The sequence below is a fragment of the Streptomyces sp. NPDC049585 genome, from assembly GCF_040675615.1.
In the GTDB taxonomy this organism is placed as follows: domain Bacteria; phylum Actinomycetota; class Actinomycetes; order Streptomycetales; family Streptomycetaceae; genus Streptomyces; species Streptomyces luteosporeus.
In genome coordinates, this window is sequence record NZ_JBFAPE010000022.1 from 33935 (window position 1) to 48804 (window position 14870).

Below are 14870 nucleotides of genomic sequence, written 5' to 3' on the forward strand. Positions count from 1 at the left end.
CCCAGCCGTTCCGCCGCCGGCGCGGGCTGAAACACTGCAGGTCATGAGCGTCAACGAGATACCCTCCCGGACCCTGCGGCTCTTGGAGGCCGGCCTGCCGACGACCGACCTGTCTCCCGTCCTCGCGCAGCAGACGCACCCCTTGCTCTTCGCGACCGTCTCCGGCGCACACCTGTACGGCTTTCCTTCCCGCGACTCCGACGTCGACCTGCGCGGCGTGCACCTGCTGCCGCTGGAGGACCTCATCGGCCTCACGGAAGGCGAGGAGACGCTCACACGGATGGGCGACCGTGACGGGACGGAGATGGATCTCGTCACGCACGACCTGCGCAAGTTCGTCCGGCTGATGCTGCGCCGCAACGGCTACGTCCTCGAGCAGCTGCTCTCGCCGCTGGTGGTGCACACCACGGACGTCCACGCCGAGCTGGTGGCCCTCGCCCCCGGCGTGCTGACCGCGCACCACGCCCACCACTACCGCGGCTTCGCGAACACCCAGTGGCGGCTCTTCGCCAAGCAGCACGAGCTCAAGCCCCTGCTCTACACGCTGCGGGTGCTGCTGACCGGCATCCACCTCATGCGCAGCGGCGAGGTCGTCGCCCACCTGCCCACGCTGCTCGGCCTCGTCGAGGCCCCCGGGTACGTGGCCGAGCTGATCGCCGCCAAGGCGGAGGCCGAGCACGGGACCGCCGGAGACGTGGTCGACGGAGCCCGGCTGCGCGCGGACGTCGAGGCGCTGCACGGTGTGCTGGACGCGGCGCAGGAGGCCTCGGCGCTGCCGCAGGTTCCGGCGGCGGGAGTGCACGACGCCCTGCACGATCTCGTCGTACGGGCCCGCCTCGCCGTCTGCTGACGTCAGGCCGCCGACGCGCGGCGCACCCGTATCAGGAAGTCCTCGACGCGTGCCGTGTCCGGCTCCTCCGGCAGTGGGCTGGCGGTCAGTGCTTCCTCGCACTCCTCGAGCAGGCGCGTCGCCCACGCGTCGACGCGGGGCCAGGGGACCTCGCCGCGGCGTACGGACAAAAGGCGCTCCCGCTCCGCCCCCACGTCCAGCGTCAGCGTTCCGGTGCGCAGCAGGTCGCGGCACGAGGTGAGCAGGCGCAGCATGTGCATGGCCGGCTTCCAGCGGGGTGCCGCCGTGCGGAGTTTGCGGTGCTGGGCCTGTGCGTAGCCCGTGAAGCTCCGGTGGGCCTTGCGGCTGAGGAACGCCCCGCGCAGGTCCAGCAGCTCGTGGCCCCTCGCGTCGGCGTGTTCGACCAGAGGCGAGTGGAGGGTCTCCAGGGCGTTGGGGTTCGACCTCAGGGCCAGTTCGCAGAAGCGTTCCAGCTCCCAGGAGAAGCGCTCCTCCTCCGGGCCCTCCACGTGCGGGGGCGGCTTGGTCAGGCCCCAGAACATCGGGGTGGGGGGTACGAACACCCCGCGCCGGTCGGTGTCGCTGGCCTCCGTGGCCAGGCCGAAGGCGCGCGAGCCCATCACGCAGGAGTAGATCGTGTGCTCGGTGACCAGGGCGTGCGCGGCGTTCACGACCACACCGCCAGCCCCGTCGCCCGGCCCTCCGCGTCGCGCTGGATCTCCATCATGCCGTCCACCGCATCGCGTGCGATGCGGCCGTAGACGTGGGGGAAGAGGGTGCCAGGGGCGACGCCGGGGGGTGGGGCGGGGTCGGCGGCCTCCCAGCGGACGAGGACGCCGAGCTTGTGCTCGTCGATGAGCAGGACCATCAGCGGGCCCGGCACCTCGCGGTAGAACGCCGTCGCCACGGCCAGTGTGGTCGCCTCGTCCGGCGAGCAGTGGACGAAGCCCTCGTCGGCCAGGGAGGCGGGGGAGTAGGGGCGGTCGGGCACGGCCAGCCAGTCGTCCAGCGGGACCACGTGAAAGATCATGGCTCGTTTCTACCCGACTAGGCTGGGCGGTGTGAGAACCGCGCTTGTCATCGGAACCGGACTGATCGGCACCTCCGCCGCCCTCGCCCTGGCCGCCCGGGGCGTCCAGGTGCATCTGAGGGACCACGACCCCGCCCAGGCCCGAACGGCGGCCGCGCGCGGCGCCGGCACGGACCAGGCGCCCGAGGGGCCGGTGGACCTCGCGATCGTCGCCGTGCCGCCGGCGCACGTCGCCGCGACCCTGGCCGAGGCGATCCGCGACGGGGCGGCCCGCGCCTACCTCGACGTCGCGAGCGTCAAGGGCGGCCCGCGCCGCGAGCTGACGGACCTGGGCTGCGACCTGAGCCGCTACCTGGGCACCCACCCGATGGCGGGCCGGGAGCGCTCGGGGCCGATGGCCGCGAGCGCCGACCTCTTCGAGGGCCGGCCGTGGGTGCTCACGCCCACCCACGACACCGACACCGAGGTCCTCAACGTCGCCCTGGAGCTCGTGTCCTTCTGCCGCGCGGTGCCCGTGGTGATGGACGCCGACGCCCACGACCGGGCCGTCGCGCTGGTCTCGCACACCCCGCAGCTGGTCTCCAGCCTGGTCGCGGCCCGGCTGGAGGACGCCGACGAGACGGCGGTGCGGCTGTGCGGCCAGGGCATCCGGGACGTCACCCGCATCGCCGCCTCCGACCCGCGCATGTGGGTCGACATCCTCTCCGCCAACCCCGGCCCCGTCGCCGATGTGCTGGCCGCCGTCGCCGGCGACCTGGACGAGGCCGTACGGGCCCTGCGCGCCCTGGACTCCGCCGACGAGGACAAGCGCCTGGACGGCGCCGTCGGCATCGAGGGCGTGCTGCGGCGCGGCAACAACGGGCGGTCCCGGGTGCCGGGCAAGCACGGCGCGGCCCCGGCCACGTACGAGACCGTCACGGTGCTCATCGGCGACCAGCCGGGCGAGCTGGCACGGATCTTCGCCGACGCCGGCCGGGCGGGCATCAACATCGAGGACGTCCGCATCGAGCACGCCACCGGCCAGCAGTCGGGTCTGATCCAGCTGATGGTCGAGCCCGGCGCGGTGGCCCCGCTGTCGGCCACCCTGCGGGACCGCGGCTGGTCGGTGCGGCAGTAGCGCGGCAGCGGCTGCGCGGGGTGGTCCGGCGAGCCAGTAACCTTGTGTGAGCCCACCGAAGGGCTCACCATCGACCACCCCGTGCACGAGGAAGGTGTCCGACACCGTGGAAACCGCCGCCCGGACCGCCCCGGCCGCTGTCGTCGTCGGCATCGACGGCCCCTCCGGCACGGGCAAGTCCAGCACTTCCAGGGCCGTGGCCGCCAAGCTGGGCCTGCGCTACCTGGACACCGGCGCCCAGTACCGGGCGATCACCTGGTGGATGCTGGCCAACGGCATCGACGTCGACGACGCCGCCGCCGTGGCCCAGGCCGCGGGCAAGCCCGTGATCGTCTCCGGTACGGACCCGTCCGCCCCGACGATCACCGTCGACGGCGAGGACGCCGCCGGCCCCATCCGCACCCAGCGCGTCACCGCCGCCGTCAGCGCGGTCAGCGCGGTGCCGGAGGTGCGCACCCGGCTGACCGAGCTGCAGCGCGCCATCGCCGCCGAGGCCCCGCACGGCATCGTCGTCGAGGGCCGGGACATCGGCACCACCGTCCTGCCCGACGCCGACCTCAAGGTCTTCCTCACCGCCTCGCCCGAGGCCCGCGCGGCTCGCCGCAGCGGCGAGCTCAAGGGCAAGGAGGCCACCGACCTGGCCGCCACGCAGGCCGCCCTGATCAAGCGGGACGCCGCCGACTCCGGCCGCAAGACCTCCCCGCTGGCCAAGGCCGCCGACGCCGTCGAGGTGGACACCACCGACCTCACGCTCGAGCAGGTCATCGAGTGCGTGGTCACGCTCGTAGAGGAGAAGCGGTCCGCGTGAGCGGCACCGGTGCCGCCGTCGGGCGGCGGATCGGCATCGGCCTGATGTACGGGCTGTGGAAGCCGCGCGTGCTGGGCGCCTGGCGGGTGCCCGCCGCGGGCCCCTGCATCCTGGCCGTCAACCACTCCCACAACATCGACGGGCCGATGCTGATGGGCACCGCGCCCCGGCCGGTGCACTTCCTGATCAAGAAGGAGGCCTTCGTCGGCCCCCTGGGCGCCTTCCTGCGCGCCATCGGTCAGCTGGAGGTGGACCGCTCGGTCGCCGACCGCACCGCGGTCACCCGCGCCCTGGAGGTCCTGGAGCAGGACGGCGTGCTGGGCATCTTCCCCGAGGGCACCCGGGGCGAGGGCGACTTCGCCGCCCTGCGCGGGGGCCTGGCGTACTTCGCGCTGCGCTCGGGGGCGCCGATCGTGCCCGTGGCGGTCCTCGGCAGCACCGAGCGCAGGGGCCGGGCCATAGCGGCGCTGCCGCCGCTGCGCAGCGGCGTCGACGTGGTCTTCGGTGACCCCTTCGAGGCCGGCGACGGCACCGGCCGCCGCACCCGCAAGGCGCTGGACGAGGCGACTGTCCGCATCCAGCAGCGCCTCGCCGCCCACCTGGCGGACGCCAAGCGGCTCACCGGCCGCTGAACGAGACTTGAGTAGCGGGCCGTAAGGGTCCGCCGATGAAGAAGAACGAGGAACGGACTTCATGGACGACCAGATCCACACCGGCGACGAGCACGGTGAGCTTGGCGACGCCGAGTACGCGGAGTTCATGGAGCTCGCGGCGCAGGAGGGCTTCGACGCCGAGGAGGTCGAGGGCGCGCTCGGCGAGGCCGGCCACGGCCCGCTGCCGGTGCTCGCCGTCGTCGGCCGCCCCAACGTGGGCAAGTCGACCCTGGTGAACCGCATCATCGGCCGCCGCGAGGCCGTCGTCGAGGACCGCCCCGGCGTCACCCGCGACCGCGTCACCTACGAGGCCGAGTGGGCCGGCCGCCGCTTCAAGGTCGTCGACACCGGCGGCTGGGAGCAGGACGTCCTCGGCATCGACGCCTCCGTCGCCGCCCAGGCCGAGTACGCCATCGAGGCCGCCGACGCGGTGGTCTTCGTCGTGGACGCCACCGTCGGCGCCACCGACACCGACGAGGCCGTGGTCAAGCTGCTGCGCCGGGCCGGCAAGCCCGTCGTGCTGTGCGCCAACAAGGTCGACGGCCCCTCCGCCGAGGCGGACGCTGCCATGCTGTGGTCGCTGGGCCTGGGCGAGCCCATGCCGGTCTCCGCGCTGCACGGCCGCGGCACCGGTGACATGCTCGACGAGGTCCTCAAGGCCCTGCCCGAGGCCCCCGCCCAGACCTTCGGCAACGTCGTCGGCGGCCCCCGCCGCGTCGCGCTGATCGGCCGCCCCAACGTCGGCAAGTCCTCCCTGCTGAACAAGGTCGCCGGCGAGGAGCGCGTCGTCGTCAACGAGCTCGCCGGCACCACCCGCGACCCGGTCGACGAGCTGATCGACCTCGGCGGCAAGACCTGGAAGTTCGTCGACACCGCCGGCATCCGCAAGCGCGTCCACCTGCAGGAGGGCGCCGACTACTACGCCTCCCTGCGCACCGCGGCCGCGGTGGAGAAGGCGGAGGTCGCCGTCGTCCTCATCGACGCCAGCGAGAGCATCTCCGTCCAGGACCAGCGCATCATCACCATGGCCGTCGAGGCCGGCCGCGCCATGGTCATCGCCTACAACAAGTGGGACACCCTCGACGAGGAGCGCCGCTACTACCTCGAGCGCGAGATCGAGACCGAGCTGCAGCAGATCTCCTGGGCCCCGCGGGTGAACGTCTCGGCGCAGACGGGCCGGCACATGGAGAAGCTGGTCCCGGCGATCGAGACGGCGCTGGCGGGCTGGGAGACGCGGGTGCCGACCGGGCGCCTGAACGCCTTCCTCGGCGAGCTCGTCGCGGCCCACCCGCACCCGATCCGCGGCGGCAAGCAGCCCCGCATCCTCTTCGGCACCCAGGCGGGCACCAAGCCCCCGCGCTTCGTGCTCTTCGCCTCCGGCTTCCTGGAGGCGGGCTACCGCCGCTTCGTCGAGCGCCGCCTGCGCGAGGAGTTCGGCTTCGAGGGCACGCCGATCCACATCTCGGTGCGCGTGCGCGAGAAGCGCGGGCGCAAGAAGTAGGCGGTGGGCACCGCGGGGCGGCCGGGGGTCCGGGGGGCGTCCCCCGGGTGGCACTGCCGCGAGAAGCGCGGGCGCAAGAAGTGAACGTCTGCGAGGATCTCCCGACGGCCCTGGACCCCGCCCGCGGGTCCGGGGCCGTTGTGCGCCCGGGGCGCTAGTAGCCGCCGCCGGGGCGGCCGTCGCGCTGGCCGCCGCCCGGCGGCAGCGCCGGCAGGGCCGCCCGCGGCCGGCCGTGGTGGTACGAGTCCCAGGCCGGGTTGTAGCCGGACGGTCCGTGGTACGGGGCCGGGCCGGTGAGCTGGCCGGCGGGGCCGTACCCGCCCCGGTGCGGGCCGAAGGCCTTGAACGCCAGCTCCTCCTCGCCCGAACGGTCCCCGGGCAGGGCCCGGAACGAACGGCGGTACTCGGCGCAGAGGGCGTCGTAGATCGGGGTCACCGATGCCGTGTGGCTCTCCCCGTAGGCGTCGCGGGGTGGCCGCATGCCGGGGATGGGGTGCGGGTACGAGGACCGGGCTGGTTCGTATGAGTACACATCCCTGCCAACGACCCCGAGGGCCGACGGATGCGGTCCGGGACGCGAATGGGCGGCCGGGACCATACCGGCGGGGTACGGCACGTACGGCACGGGCCGGTGGTCGCCGCTCATGTGCCCGCGAGCGGCATCGTCGCACCCACCAGGCGCCCGGCCGCCGCCGCCCGGTCCAGGGCCTCGCGCAGCAGGTCCTCCCGCGGCTGCGCGCCGATCGAGCCCACGGGGGCGGCGAAGACCACCACCCGGCCGGTCTTGTTGACCGCGGCCCGCCACTCGTCGGCCACCTGCATCGCCTGGTGCGCCTGCCACCACGCCTGCGGCGCGGACCCGGCCGCCGGCGGCTGCAGCACCGCGTGCAGCCGGCCCATGGCCAGCAGCACCGACCAGCCCGGCAGCGGCGCCGGCACCTGCTCGACGTCGGTGACGGTCCGGAATCCCTGCTCGGTGAGCAGGTCCAGGAAGACGTCGACGGGCCCGGTGGTGCCGGGGCGGGCGATGGGGGTCAGGGGCTCGACGACCAGGGCCGGGTGCACCTCGCCGCCGATCAGCACCAGGCCGCTGGTCACGCCGAGTTCGGCCTGCAGGGGCGCATCGGCCTCGACGCCGCCGGGGCCGTTGCCGGCCTGGATGGAGGCGACCGCGCCCTGCAACTGCTCCTCGGAGACGGGCACCACCTGCGAGGGGATGCAACTGGCGTGCGCGAAGGCCAGCACCGCCGTCTCCTCGCCCACGAAGAGCACGGTGCTGGTGGGCATGTGCTCCGAATTGCCGGGGGTGCGGCAGGAGGTGCAGTCGTAGACGTCCGGGGCATTGTTGCCGCCGAGCAGTCGCTCCGCTTCCTCGTCGCCGATCTCGGCGCGTACCTCGTCGCTGACTTCGAGCATGCGCGGCACAGGTGCTCCTCGAACTTGGGTATCGAAAATCCGATGTAACGAACGCGTCAGGCGAACCGGGCGCATCCCGGCTCGTAAGGAGACAACGGGAGATCCATGGCCTGGGTCACGCCCCGGAAAAGTTCCCGTTGCACCTACCGATTCGTCATCGCTTGGGGCACGACTTGGCGATCAATGCCAACCCCGGGCGGCGGCCCGCGGTCTAACCTCTCAGCAGAGGCGGACCGGGACGGGACGGTCCGCGCACACGGCTGCGTGAGGACGAATGCGCATCTCCTTCCTGATTCACAACGCGTACGCGATCGGCGGCACGGTCCGCACCACGTACACGCTGGCGGGCGTCCTCGCCGAGCAGCACGACGTGGAGATCGTCTCCGTCTTCCGCCACCGCGAGCAGCCCCTGTTCGCCCCCGCCGCCGCGGTACGGCTGCGCCACCTGGTGGACCTGCGCCGCGGCGGGCCCGCCTACGAGGGCGACCACCCCGAACACGGGCGCCCCGCCGAGGTCTTCCCCCGCGCCGAGGGCCGCTACCGGCAGTACAGCACGCTGACCGACCGGCGCATCGCCGAGCACCTGCGGGACCTGGACTGCGACGTGGTGGTCGGCACCCGGCCCGGCCTCAACGTGCACATCGCCCGGCAGGCCCGCCGCGGGCCCGTCCGCGTCGGCCAGGAGCACCTCACGCTCGGCACCCACTCCGCGGCGCTCAAGCGCGTCCTGCGCGCCCACTACCCGCGCCTGGACGCCGTCACCACCGTCACCGAGGCCGACGCCCGCACCTACCGCCGGCTGATGCGGCTGCCCGGCGTGCATGTCGAGGCCGTGCCCAACGGCGTGCCCGCCCCCGCGCTCGCCCCCGCCGACGGCAGCGGCAAGTGGGTCGTCGCCGCCGGCCGGCTCGCCCCCGCCAAGCGCTACGACGTCCTGATCCGCGCCTTCGCCCAGGTCGTCGCCCGGCGCCCCGACTGGCGGCTGCGCATCTACGGCGCCGGCGCCGAACGCGCCCGGCTGCGCGCCCTGATCGAGGACCTCGGCCTGTACAACCACGTCTACCTCATGGGCGCGGTCACCCCGCTGGAGACCGAGTGGGTCAAGGGCTCCATCGGCGTCGTCACCTCCAGCCTGGAGTCCTTCGGCCTGACCATCGTCGAGGCCATGCGCTGCGGGCTGCCGGTCGTGGCCACCGACTGCCCGCACGGCCCCGGCGAGATCATCGACGACGGGACCGACGGCCTGCTCGTGCCCGTCGGCGGCCCCGACGCCGTCGCGGCCGGACTGCTGCGGCTCATCGACGACGACGAACTGCGCCGCACCATGGGCGCCGCGGCGCTCGCCGCCTCCGCCCGCTTCGACCCCTGCCGCATCGCCGAGCGCTACGAGGCCCTCTTCACCGGCCTGCTCACGCGCGGCGGCCTGCGCGGCTCCCTGCACCGCACCCGCGGTGCCCTGCTCAGCGGTGCCTTCCGGGCCAAGGACCGGGGCCGCTCCGCCCTGCGGAAGGCGCGTGCCGCATGAAACCGACCTCCACGACCGAGGAGTTCACCATCGTGTCTGCCCCTGCCCCGGCCTTCGACGCGGGGAACCCCAGCGCCGACTGCATCGCGGACTCCGCGGGCGGACTGACCTTCGACCTCGACGCGCCGCACGGCACCGACGCCGCGGAACACTGGTCGGGAGCGCTCGTCCTGCGCCCACGCGGCGCCGAGGACGAGTCGGCGGACGTCCTGCTGCCGCTCGCCCCCACCGGTGACGGCCGGCTGCGGGCCGTCCTGCCCAGCACGGTCGCCCTGCCCGAGGGCCGCTGGGACGTGCACGTGGCCAGCGGCGAGGAGCCACCGCGCCGGCTGCTGCCGGGCCTTGCCGACCTGCGCTCCCTCGTCGACCGCCGCCCCGGCCCCAGCACCTCCCCGCTCGCGGTGCGCATCCCGTACGCCACCAAGCACGGCAACCTCTCGCTGCGCAGCTGGCTGCGGGGGCCGCATGCCGAGGCGGGCGACGTGCACGTGGGGGAGGGCGCGCTGACGGTGTGCGGCACGTTGTACCGGGTGGAGGACGCGGCGGCCTGGCTCGCCGGCGCGGCCGTCGAGGCCCGCCTGCGACGCGACCCCGCCGTCCGCGTCGGGGCCCCCGTCACCGTGGGCGAGGCCCAGGATCGCGCGGACTTCTCGGCGGTGCTGCCGTGGGCGGCCCTGGGGGAGCACTGGCGGGGCGGGACGGAGGTGTGGGATCTGTGGCTGTGTCAGGAGGGGGGCGAGGAGGTACGCATAGCCCGGCTGCTGGACGACGTCGCCGACAAGCGCCACGTTTTCGTCTATCCGGCGCGGAGCCTCTCCACCACTGGTGCCCCTGCCCAGGCGAGCCCGTACTACACGTGTGACAACGACCTTTCGGTGAAGGTGGAGGAACGCCCCCCGGTGGGGTGAGCAGCCGCCCTCCTCACGGCGTCGGCGCCGGCGCCTCCGTGGCGCGTACCGTCTCGGGGTGGTGGAGGTCGAACGCCGGGGACTCCGACCGGATGCGCGGCAGGGTCACGAAGTTGTGCCGCGGCGGTGGGCAGGACGTGGCCCACTCCAGGGAACGGCCGAAGCCCCAGGGGTCGTCGATCTCCACCTTCCTGCCGTACTTCGCCGTCTTCCAGACGTTGTACAAAAACGGCAGCGTCGAGAGCCCCAGCAGGAAGGCGCCGATGGAGGAGATGGTGTTCAGCGCCGTGAAGCCGTCGGCCGCCAGGTAGTCCGCGTAGCGGCGCGGCATGCCCTCGGCGCCCAGCCAGTGCTGCACGAGGAAGGTGAGGTGGAAGCCCGTGAAGAGCGTCCAGAAGTGCATCTTCGCCAGCCGGTCGTCGAGCATCTTCCCCGTCAGCTTGGGCCACCAGAAGTAGAAGCCCGCGAACGTCGCGAAGACCACCGTGCCGAAGACCACGTAGTGGAAGTGGGCGACGACGAAGTAGGTGTCGGTGACGTGGAAGTCCAGGGGAGGCGAGGCGAGGATCACGCCCGTCAGCCCGCCGAAGAGGAAGCTGACGAGGAAGCCCACGGCCCACAGCATCGGTCCCTCGAAGGACACGGAGCCGTGCCACATGGTGCCGATCCAGTTGAAGAACTTCACCCCTGTCGGCACGGCGATGAGGAAGGACATGAAGGAGAAGAAGGGCAGCAGCACCGCCCCGGTGGCGAACATGTGGTGGGCCCAGACGACCAGCGACAGCCCCGTGATGCAGATGGTCGCCGCGATCAGCGACCCGTAGCCGAAGATCGGTTTGCGGCTGAAGACGGGGATGATCTCCGAGATGATGCCGAAGAACGGCAGGGCGATGATGTAGACCTCGGGATGGCCGAAGAACCAGAAGAGGTGCTGCCACAGCAGGGCCCCGCCGTTCTGGGCCTCGAAGACCTGCGCGCCGAAGCGCCGGTCGGCCTCCAGCACGAGCAGGGCCGCGGCCAGCACGGGGAAGGCCACCAGGATCAGCACCGAGGTGAACAGCACGTTCCAGGTGAAGATCGGCATCCGGAACATCGTCATGCCCGGCGCCCGCATGCCGATGATGGTGGTCAGGAAGTTCACCGCGCCGAGGATCGTGCCGAAGCCGGACAGCGCCAGGCCCATGATCCACATGTCGCTGCCCAGCCCCGGCGAGCGGGCGTCGCTGCTCAGCGGCGCGTACGCGGTCCAGCCGAACGCGGCGCCGCCCTCGGGCATCAGCAGGCTGGCCACCACGATCAGCCCGCCGAAGAGGTAGAGCCAGTAGGCGAACATGTTCAGGCGGGGGAAGGCCACGTCCGGGGAGCCGATCTGCAGCGGCATGATCGCGTTGGCGAAGCCCGCGAAGGCCGGGGTGGCGAACAGCAGCAGCATGATCGTGCCGTGCGCGGTGAAGGCCTCGTTGAACTGCTCGTTGGTCACCAGCTGCAGCCCCGGCCGGGCCAGCTCGGCGCGCATCAGCATCGCCAGCAGCCCCGCGACGAGGAAGAAGCCGAACGACGTGATCAGGTAGAGATTGCCGATCTTCTTGTGGTCGGTGGTGGTCAGCCAGTCGACCACCATGCGTCCGGGAGTGCGCTGCCTGGCCGGCCGGGCCGGGCCGGCCGCGGCCTGCGCGGTGTCGGTCCCCATCCGTGCCCCCTGCTGTCTCGTTCCCACTGGGCTCTCGGCACCCGCCATGATGCTCGCGTCGCGGGCGCGGCGCGAGAGTGCCTCGATGGCGGGACGCCCCGCACGGCTGTCGGAACGTCAAATTCCGAATGTCGTGGAGCCCTCGGCGGACCGGAGCCCAGAATTCGATTCGATCATTACCCGCAGCGGGCCCCGGAACGGGAATTCGGGCGGGCCCCGCCGACGGTCGGCAACCGCCCTTCCGGAAGGGCCCGGTGAATTCCCCGGCGGGTTTATGTGGAGGCTCTGGGAAGGAAAAGGGAAGGCCCGTACGGGTGATGCGGGCCGGGCAAACTCCCCTGGGTTGTCTGTGACAGAAGTGTGACCAGTGGCGCGCCCGGCGGGGCCGGACCCCGCCTACCGCGCCCGTCCGCCGCCACCTACGGTGGCTGTCATGGCACCGCTGACGAATCTTCCGAAGGACCCCGACGACGACCCCGAGGGCTACACCGGGCTGCCCGCCGGCCCGGCCGCCGAGCGGGCCCGCGAGCGCGGCTGGACGGACGTGCGCACGCTGCCACCGGGCGCGATCATCACCATGGAGTACCGGGCCGGCCGGCTGAACTTCGAGGTCGAGGACGGCGTCGTCCTGCGCTCCTGGAAGGGCTGAGGACGCCGGAAGGCGGCCCCGGAACGTCTGTCCGGGGCCGCCTTCGGCGTATGTGCGTACGAGTGCGGCCCGGTGAGCCGTCAGGTGCCGGCGCGGCCCCGGCCGGCGGCCGGGCCCAGCGGCGCGGTGCGCGGCAGGCGGTCGGCGTGCGGCGGCCGGCGGCTGCCGGTCGGGGTGACCGGCGTGCGCTCGGAGCGGGCCGTGTGCGGCCGGGGCAGCAGGTGCGGCCGGCCGTCGACGCCCCGGGACGCGGTGCGGCTGCCGGCGCCCACCGGTTCGCGGACCGGCAGGTCGTCGGCCGGGTTGCGCGGACCGCCCAGCGACACGCCGGCGGCCGCCGGCAGTGCCACCGGCAGCGCGGGCACGACGCGGCGGGACCGCAGCCGGCGCCAGGCCTCCTGCAGCCAGACGTCCGCACGCGCCATCGCCGGCTCGAACCAGGGCAGGGCCAGCAGCACCAGCAGGCCGGCCGTCCAGCCCAGGGTGACGTCGCTCATCCAGTGCGTACCGAGGTAGACCGTCGTCATCCCCACGCCGAGGGCGAGCAGCGCGGCGCTCACCGAGGCGATGCGGCGCGCGCGGGGAGTGGTGGCCAGGTAGGCCAGGACACCCCAGGTGACCACGGCGTTCGCGGTGTGGCCCGAGGGGAATATGTCGCCGCCGGCGAACATCTCGTTCGAGCCGACCGCGGTGGCGTAGTGCGGGCCGAGCCGGCCCATGCCCAGCTTCGCCGCGCCCACCGTCGCGTTCAGCAGCAGCAGCGAGGTGCCCAGCACCAGCAGCGGGCGCATCGTGCGCAGCTTGTAGGTGCGCCAGCCCAGCCAGGCGGCCACGGCCACGGCGGTCGGTCCGCGCTGGCCCAGGACCACGAAGTAGTCCAGGAAGGTGTGGATCTCCGGCCACTGCTTGTACGGCCGGAAGAGCATGACCTGCCAGTCGAACCGCACCGGCCAGGACGTGGTGAGCACACCGACCACGATCGCCGCGTACACCACGGAGGTCGCCACGAAGATCCCCAGACGGGTCCGGGTCATCCGTGGCCGCACGGCGTCGGTAGGGCGCTCCTCCGCTGGGACGAGCTCGTCGTTGGTACGCACTCAATGGACGTTACATTGCGTGACAGGAGGGTCCGGCCGATCGAGCCGCTTTGTGATGACGATGTGATGTGGAATGCGTCTCAATCGTGCGGCCCGGCATGTTTGGAACAGCCGCATAAGAAAAAGTTAAAGAAACGCCGGACGGTGCCCGGCAAAGGCCGGGAAATCTTGAATTGCTTTCCCTGGCGGGGTGTTTATCGGTGATTGGCCGAGGGGTTCCCCGACGTTTGCCGAACCGCTCCGCGCCGCCCGTCGAATTACGATCATGGCGGGCCGGAACCGTGCAGCCAGAACGCTCCGTAGACGGCCGACACCAGCGTCACGGCCGACACCACCGCCACCGCGCGCACCGTCCGTAGCCGGGCCAGCGCCACCGCCAGTGGCAGCAGCAGCGGAAAGGCGGGCAGCATCAGGCGTGGCTTGGAACCGAAGTAGCCCTTCGCGGTGAGCGCCAGCAGCACCACCGTGCCGGTGTACGCCAGCAGCGGCAGCGGCTGCCCCTGCCGCACCCCCTTCAGATACAACAGCACCACCAGCACGACCCCCGCCAGCAGCGCCAGCCCCGCGGGGAAGGCGGGCCCCGCCAGCCGCTTCCCGATGAAGGAGGCGAAGGCCAGGCCGCCGTCGAAGCCGTTGCCCCAACCGCCCTGCACCTCCAGGTAGCCGGTGACGCTGCCGGTGCGCGCCCCCACCCAGGCGACGTATCCCAGCCAGCCCAACGGGGCCAGGGCCGCCCCGGCCAGGACGCGGGCCGCAGGCGTACGACGCTCCCCGCGGCGGGCCCGCACCAGCTCCAGCGCCGCCCCCAGCCACACGGCCGCGACCACCGCGGCGCCCACCGGCCGGGTCAGCCCGGCCAGCGCCGCCAAGGCGCCCGCACCCGCCCACCGGCCGGTCAGCACGCAGTACAGGCTCCACGCCGCCAGCGCCGTGAACAGCGACTCCGAGTACGCCATCGACTGCACCACGCCCACCGGCAGCGCGGCCCACAGGCCCACCAGCGCCAGGCCCGCCCGGCGCCCGTACCGCAGCTCGCCGACCGCGAAGATCCCCCAGGCGGCCAGCAGACCGGCCACGGCCGAGACCACCAGGCCCGCGTCCGCGACCGACAGCGGCGAAAGGTGCGCGACCAACCGCTCCAACCACGGCAGCAGCGGGAAGAACGCCAGGTCGGAGTGGACCTTGCCGCCCGCCAGCTGCAGCGTGAAGCCGTATCCCTGCTCCGCTATTCGGGCGTACCAGATCGAGTCCCAGCGCCCGGAGAGCAGATGGCGGGCACCCTTGTCGTCCGCGAGCCCCCACAGCGCCAGCGCCACCAGGCCCACCGCCCGGATCCCCGCGTACAGCCACAGCGCCGCGGCCGCCCGGCGCAGGGCGGCCGCGGCGCCGGAGCGCGACAGGGAAGGGACAGCCGGCCCGGCCGGCCCGGCCGCCGGTCCGACCGGGAAACGCAGATCACTCACCGATCGATTGTCCCAGGCGGCGCGATGTGCCCCACGACGTGAGAGGCGCCACGTGGGATCCGGCAGGACCTCGCGTACTCTGTCGACTCACTCGCCCCTCTCATCCGCCGGGGCTCTTCCCGACCCCAGGCCCACGGCGGCCGCGAGCGCAGGACACGGAGGT

General features: G+C 73.0%; 15 protein-coding genes. 8 read left to right on the forward strand and 7 right to left on the reverse strand.

The window, feature by feature from the left end; translation table 11 throughout:
- Positions 1–43: 43 nt before the first annotated feature.
- Entirely contained in the window at positions 44–850 is an 807-nt protein-coding gene (locus tag AB0K17_RS21780) for a nucleotidyltransferase domain-containing protein (protein ID WP_365968979.1), read from the forward strand.
- A gap of 2 nt (positions 851–852) precedes the next feature.
- Here the strand turns inward: AB0K17_RS21780 and AB0K17_RS21785 are convergent, their stop codons facing one another.
- Together AB0K17_RS21785 and AB0K17_RS21790 are read right to left on the reverse strand one after the other, a co-directional pair.
- On the reverse strand, positions 853–1470 hold the full coding sequence (locus AB0K17_RS21785) for a nucleotidyltransferase domain-containing protein (protein ID WP_365968998.1): 618 nt from the start codon (positions 1468–1470) through the stop codon (positions 853–855).
- 47 nt (positions 1471–1517) lie between these two features.
- Positions 1518–1880, reverse strand: coding sequence for a DUF952 domain-containing protein (locus tag AB0K17_RS21790; RefSeq protein WP_365968980.1), 363 nt, complete (start codon positions 1878–1880; stop codon positions 1518–1520).
- A 31-nt stretch (positions 1881–1911) separates the two neighbouring features.
- On the opposite strand from AB0K17_RS21790, the gene AB0K17_RS21795 reads away from it, so the two are divergent.
- From AB0K17_RS21795 to der, 4 genes are all read left to right on the forward strand, one after another.
- Complete coding sequence (locus tag AB0K17_RS21795) at positions 1912–2997, forward strand: prephenate dehydrogenase (RefSeq protein ID WP_365968981.1); 1086 nt, start codon at positions 1912–1914, stop codon at positions 2995–2997.
- 94 nt (positions 2998–3091) lie between these two features.
- A complete protein-coding gene (gene cmk, locus AB0K17_RS21800; RefSeq protein ID WP_365968982.1) occupies positions 3092–3805 on the forward strand; it encodes a (d)CMP kinase in 714 nt (237 codons plus the stop codon).
- A gap of 44 nt (positions 3806–3849) precedes the next feature.
- Complete coding sequence (locus AB0K17_RS21805) at positions 3850–4437, forward strand: lysophospholipid acyltransferase family protein (RefSeq protein ID WP_365968999.1); 588 nt, start codon at positions 3850–3852, stop codon at positions 4435–4437.
- A 61-nt stretch (positions 4438–4498) separates the two neighbouring features.
- Positions 4499–5959 carry a ribosome biogenesis GTPase Der gene (der, locus tag AB0K17_RS21810; protein WP_365968983.1) on the forward strand — a complete coding sequence of 487 codons (1461 nt, stop codon included), beginning with the start codon at positions 4499–4501 and terminating at the stop codon, positions 5957–5959.
- Between the two features lie 154 nt (positions 5960–6113).
- Here the strand turns inward: der and AB0K17_RS21815 are convergent, their stop codons facing one another.
- Positions 6114–6440, reverse strand: a complete 327-nt coding sequence (locus AB0K17_RS21815) for a hypothetical protein (protein ID WP_365968984.1) — start codon at positions 6438–6440, stop codon at positions 6114–6116.
- A 161-nt stretch (positions 6441–6601) separates the two neighbouring features.
- Positions 6602–7384 carry a hypothetical protein gene (locus AB0K17_RS21820; RefSeq protein WP_365968985.1) on the reverse strand — a complete coding sequence of 261 codons (783 nt, stop codon included), beginning with the start codon at positions 7382–7384 and terminating at the stop codon, positions 6602–6604.
- 265 nt (positions 7385–7649) lie between these two features.
- On the opposite strand from AB0K17_RS21820, the gene AB0K17_RS21825 reads away from it, so the two are divergent.
- The gene (locus AB0K17_RS21825) at positions 7650–8900 is read left to right on the forward strand and encodes a glycosyltransferase family 4 protein (protein WP_365968986.1); all 1251 of its coding nucleotides are present in this window, start codon (positions 7650–7652) and stop codon (positions 8898–8900) included.
- The gene (locus AB0K17_RS21830; protein WP_365983929.1) at positions 8897–9808 is read left to right on the forward strand and encodes a hypothetical protein; all 912 of its coding nucleotides are present in this window, start codon (positions 8897–8899) and stop codon (positions 9806–9808) included. The genes AB0K17_RS21825 and AB0K17_RS21830 overlap by 4 nt, the downstream gene beginning before the upstream one ends.
- Positions 9809–9821: 13 nt before the next feature.
- Here the strand turns inward: AB0K17_RS21830 and ctaD are convergent, their stop codons facing one another.
- Positions 9822–11498: a cytochrome c oxidase subunit I gene (gene ctaD, locus AB0K17_RS21835; RefSeq protein ID WP_365983930.1), complete on the reverse strand. Its 1677-nt coding sequence runs from the start codon at positions 11496–11498 to the stop codon at positions 9822–9824.
- A 433-nt stretch (positions 11499–11931) separates the two neighbouring features.
- On the opposite strand from ctaD, the gene AB0K17_RS21840 reads away from it, so the two are divergent.
- Positions 11932–12147: an I78 family peptidase inhibitor gene (locus AB0K17_RS21840; protein WP_365968989.1), complete on the forward strand. Its 216-nt coding sequence runs from the start codon at positions 11932–11934 to the stop codon at positions 12145–12147.
- Positions 12148–12227: 80 nt separating this feature from the next.
- Here the strand turns inward: AB0K17_RS21840 and AB0K17_RS21845 are convergent, their stop codons facing one another.
- The gene (locus AB0K17_RS21845) at positions 12228–13244 is read right to left on the reverse strand and encodes a phosphatase PAP2 family protein (protein WP_365983931.1); all 1017 of its coding nucleotides are present in this window, start codon (positions 13242–13244) and stop codon (positions 12228–12230) included.
- 263 nt (positions 13245–13507) lie between these two features.
- Positions 13508–14644 carry a glycosyltransferase family 39 protein gene (locus AB0K17_RS21850; protein WP_365983962.1) on the reverse strand — a complete coding sequence of 379 codons (1137 nt, stop codon included), beginning with the start codon at positions 14642–14644 and terminating at the stop codon, positions 13508–13510.
- Positions 14645–14870 lie beyond the last annotated feature (226 nt).

Excerpts from the sequence above, each read along its gene's own strand:
- AB0K17_RS21780 (WP_365968979.1), top strand. The coding sequence starts at position 44 with ATGAGCGTCAACGAGATACCCTCCCGGACCCTGCGGCTCTTGGAGGCC.
- AB0K17_RS21785 (WP_365968998.1), bottom strand. The coding sequence starts at position 1,470 with ATGGGCTCGCGCGCCTTCGGCCTGGCCACGGAGGCCAGCGACACCGAC.
- AB0K17_RS21790 (WP_365968980.1), bottom strand. The coding sequence starts at position 1,880 with ATGATCTTTCACGTGGTCCCGCTGGACGACTGGCTGGCCGTGCCCGAC.
- AB0K17_RS21805 (WP_365968999.1), top strand. The coding sequence starts at position 3,850 with ATGTACGGGCTGTGGAAGCCGCGCGTGCTGGGCGCCTGGCGGGTGCCC.
- der (WP_365968983.1), top strand. The coding sequence starts at position 4,499 with ATGGACGACCAGATCCACACCGGCGACGAGCACGGTGAGCTTGGCGAC.
- AB0K17_RS21815 (WP_365968984.1), bottom strand. The coding sequence starts at position 6,440 with ATGCGGCCACCCCGCGACGCCTACGGGGAGAGCCACACGGCATCGGTG.
- AB0K17_RS21825 (WP_365968986.1), top strand. The coding sequence starts at position 7,650 with ATGCGCATCTCCTTCCTGATTCACAACGCGTACGCGATCGGCGGCACG.
- AB0K17_RS21830 (WP_365983929.1), top strand. The coding sequence starts at position 8,897 with ATGAAACCGACCTCCACGACCGAGGAGTTCACCATCGTGTCTGCCCCT.
- ctaD (WP_365983930.1), bottom strand. The coding sequence starts at position 11,498 with ATGGGGACCGACACCGCGCAGGCCGCGGCCGGCCCGGCCCGGCCGGCC.
- AB0K17_RS21840 (WP_365968989.1), top strand. The coding sequence starts at position 11,932 with ATGGCACCGCTGACGAATCTTCCGAAGGACCCCGACGACGACCCCGAG.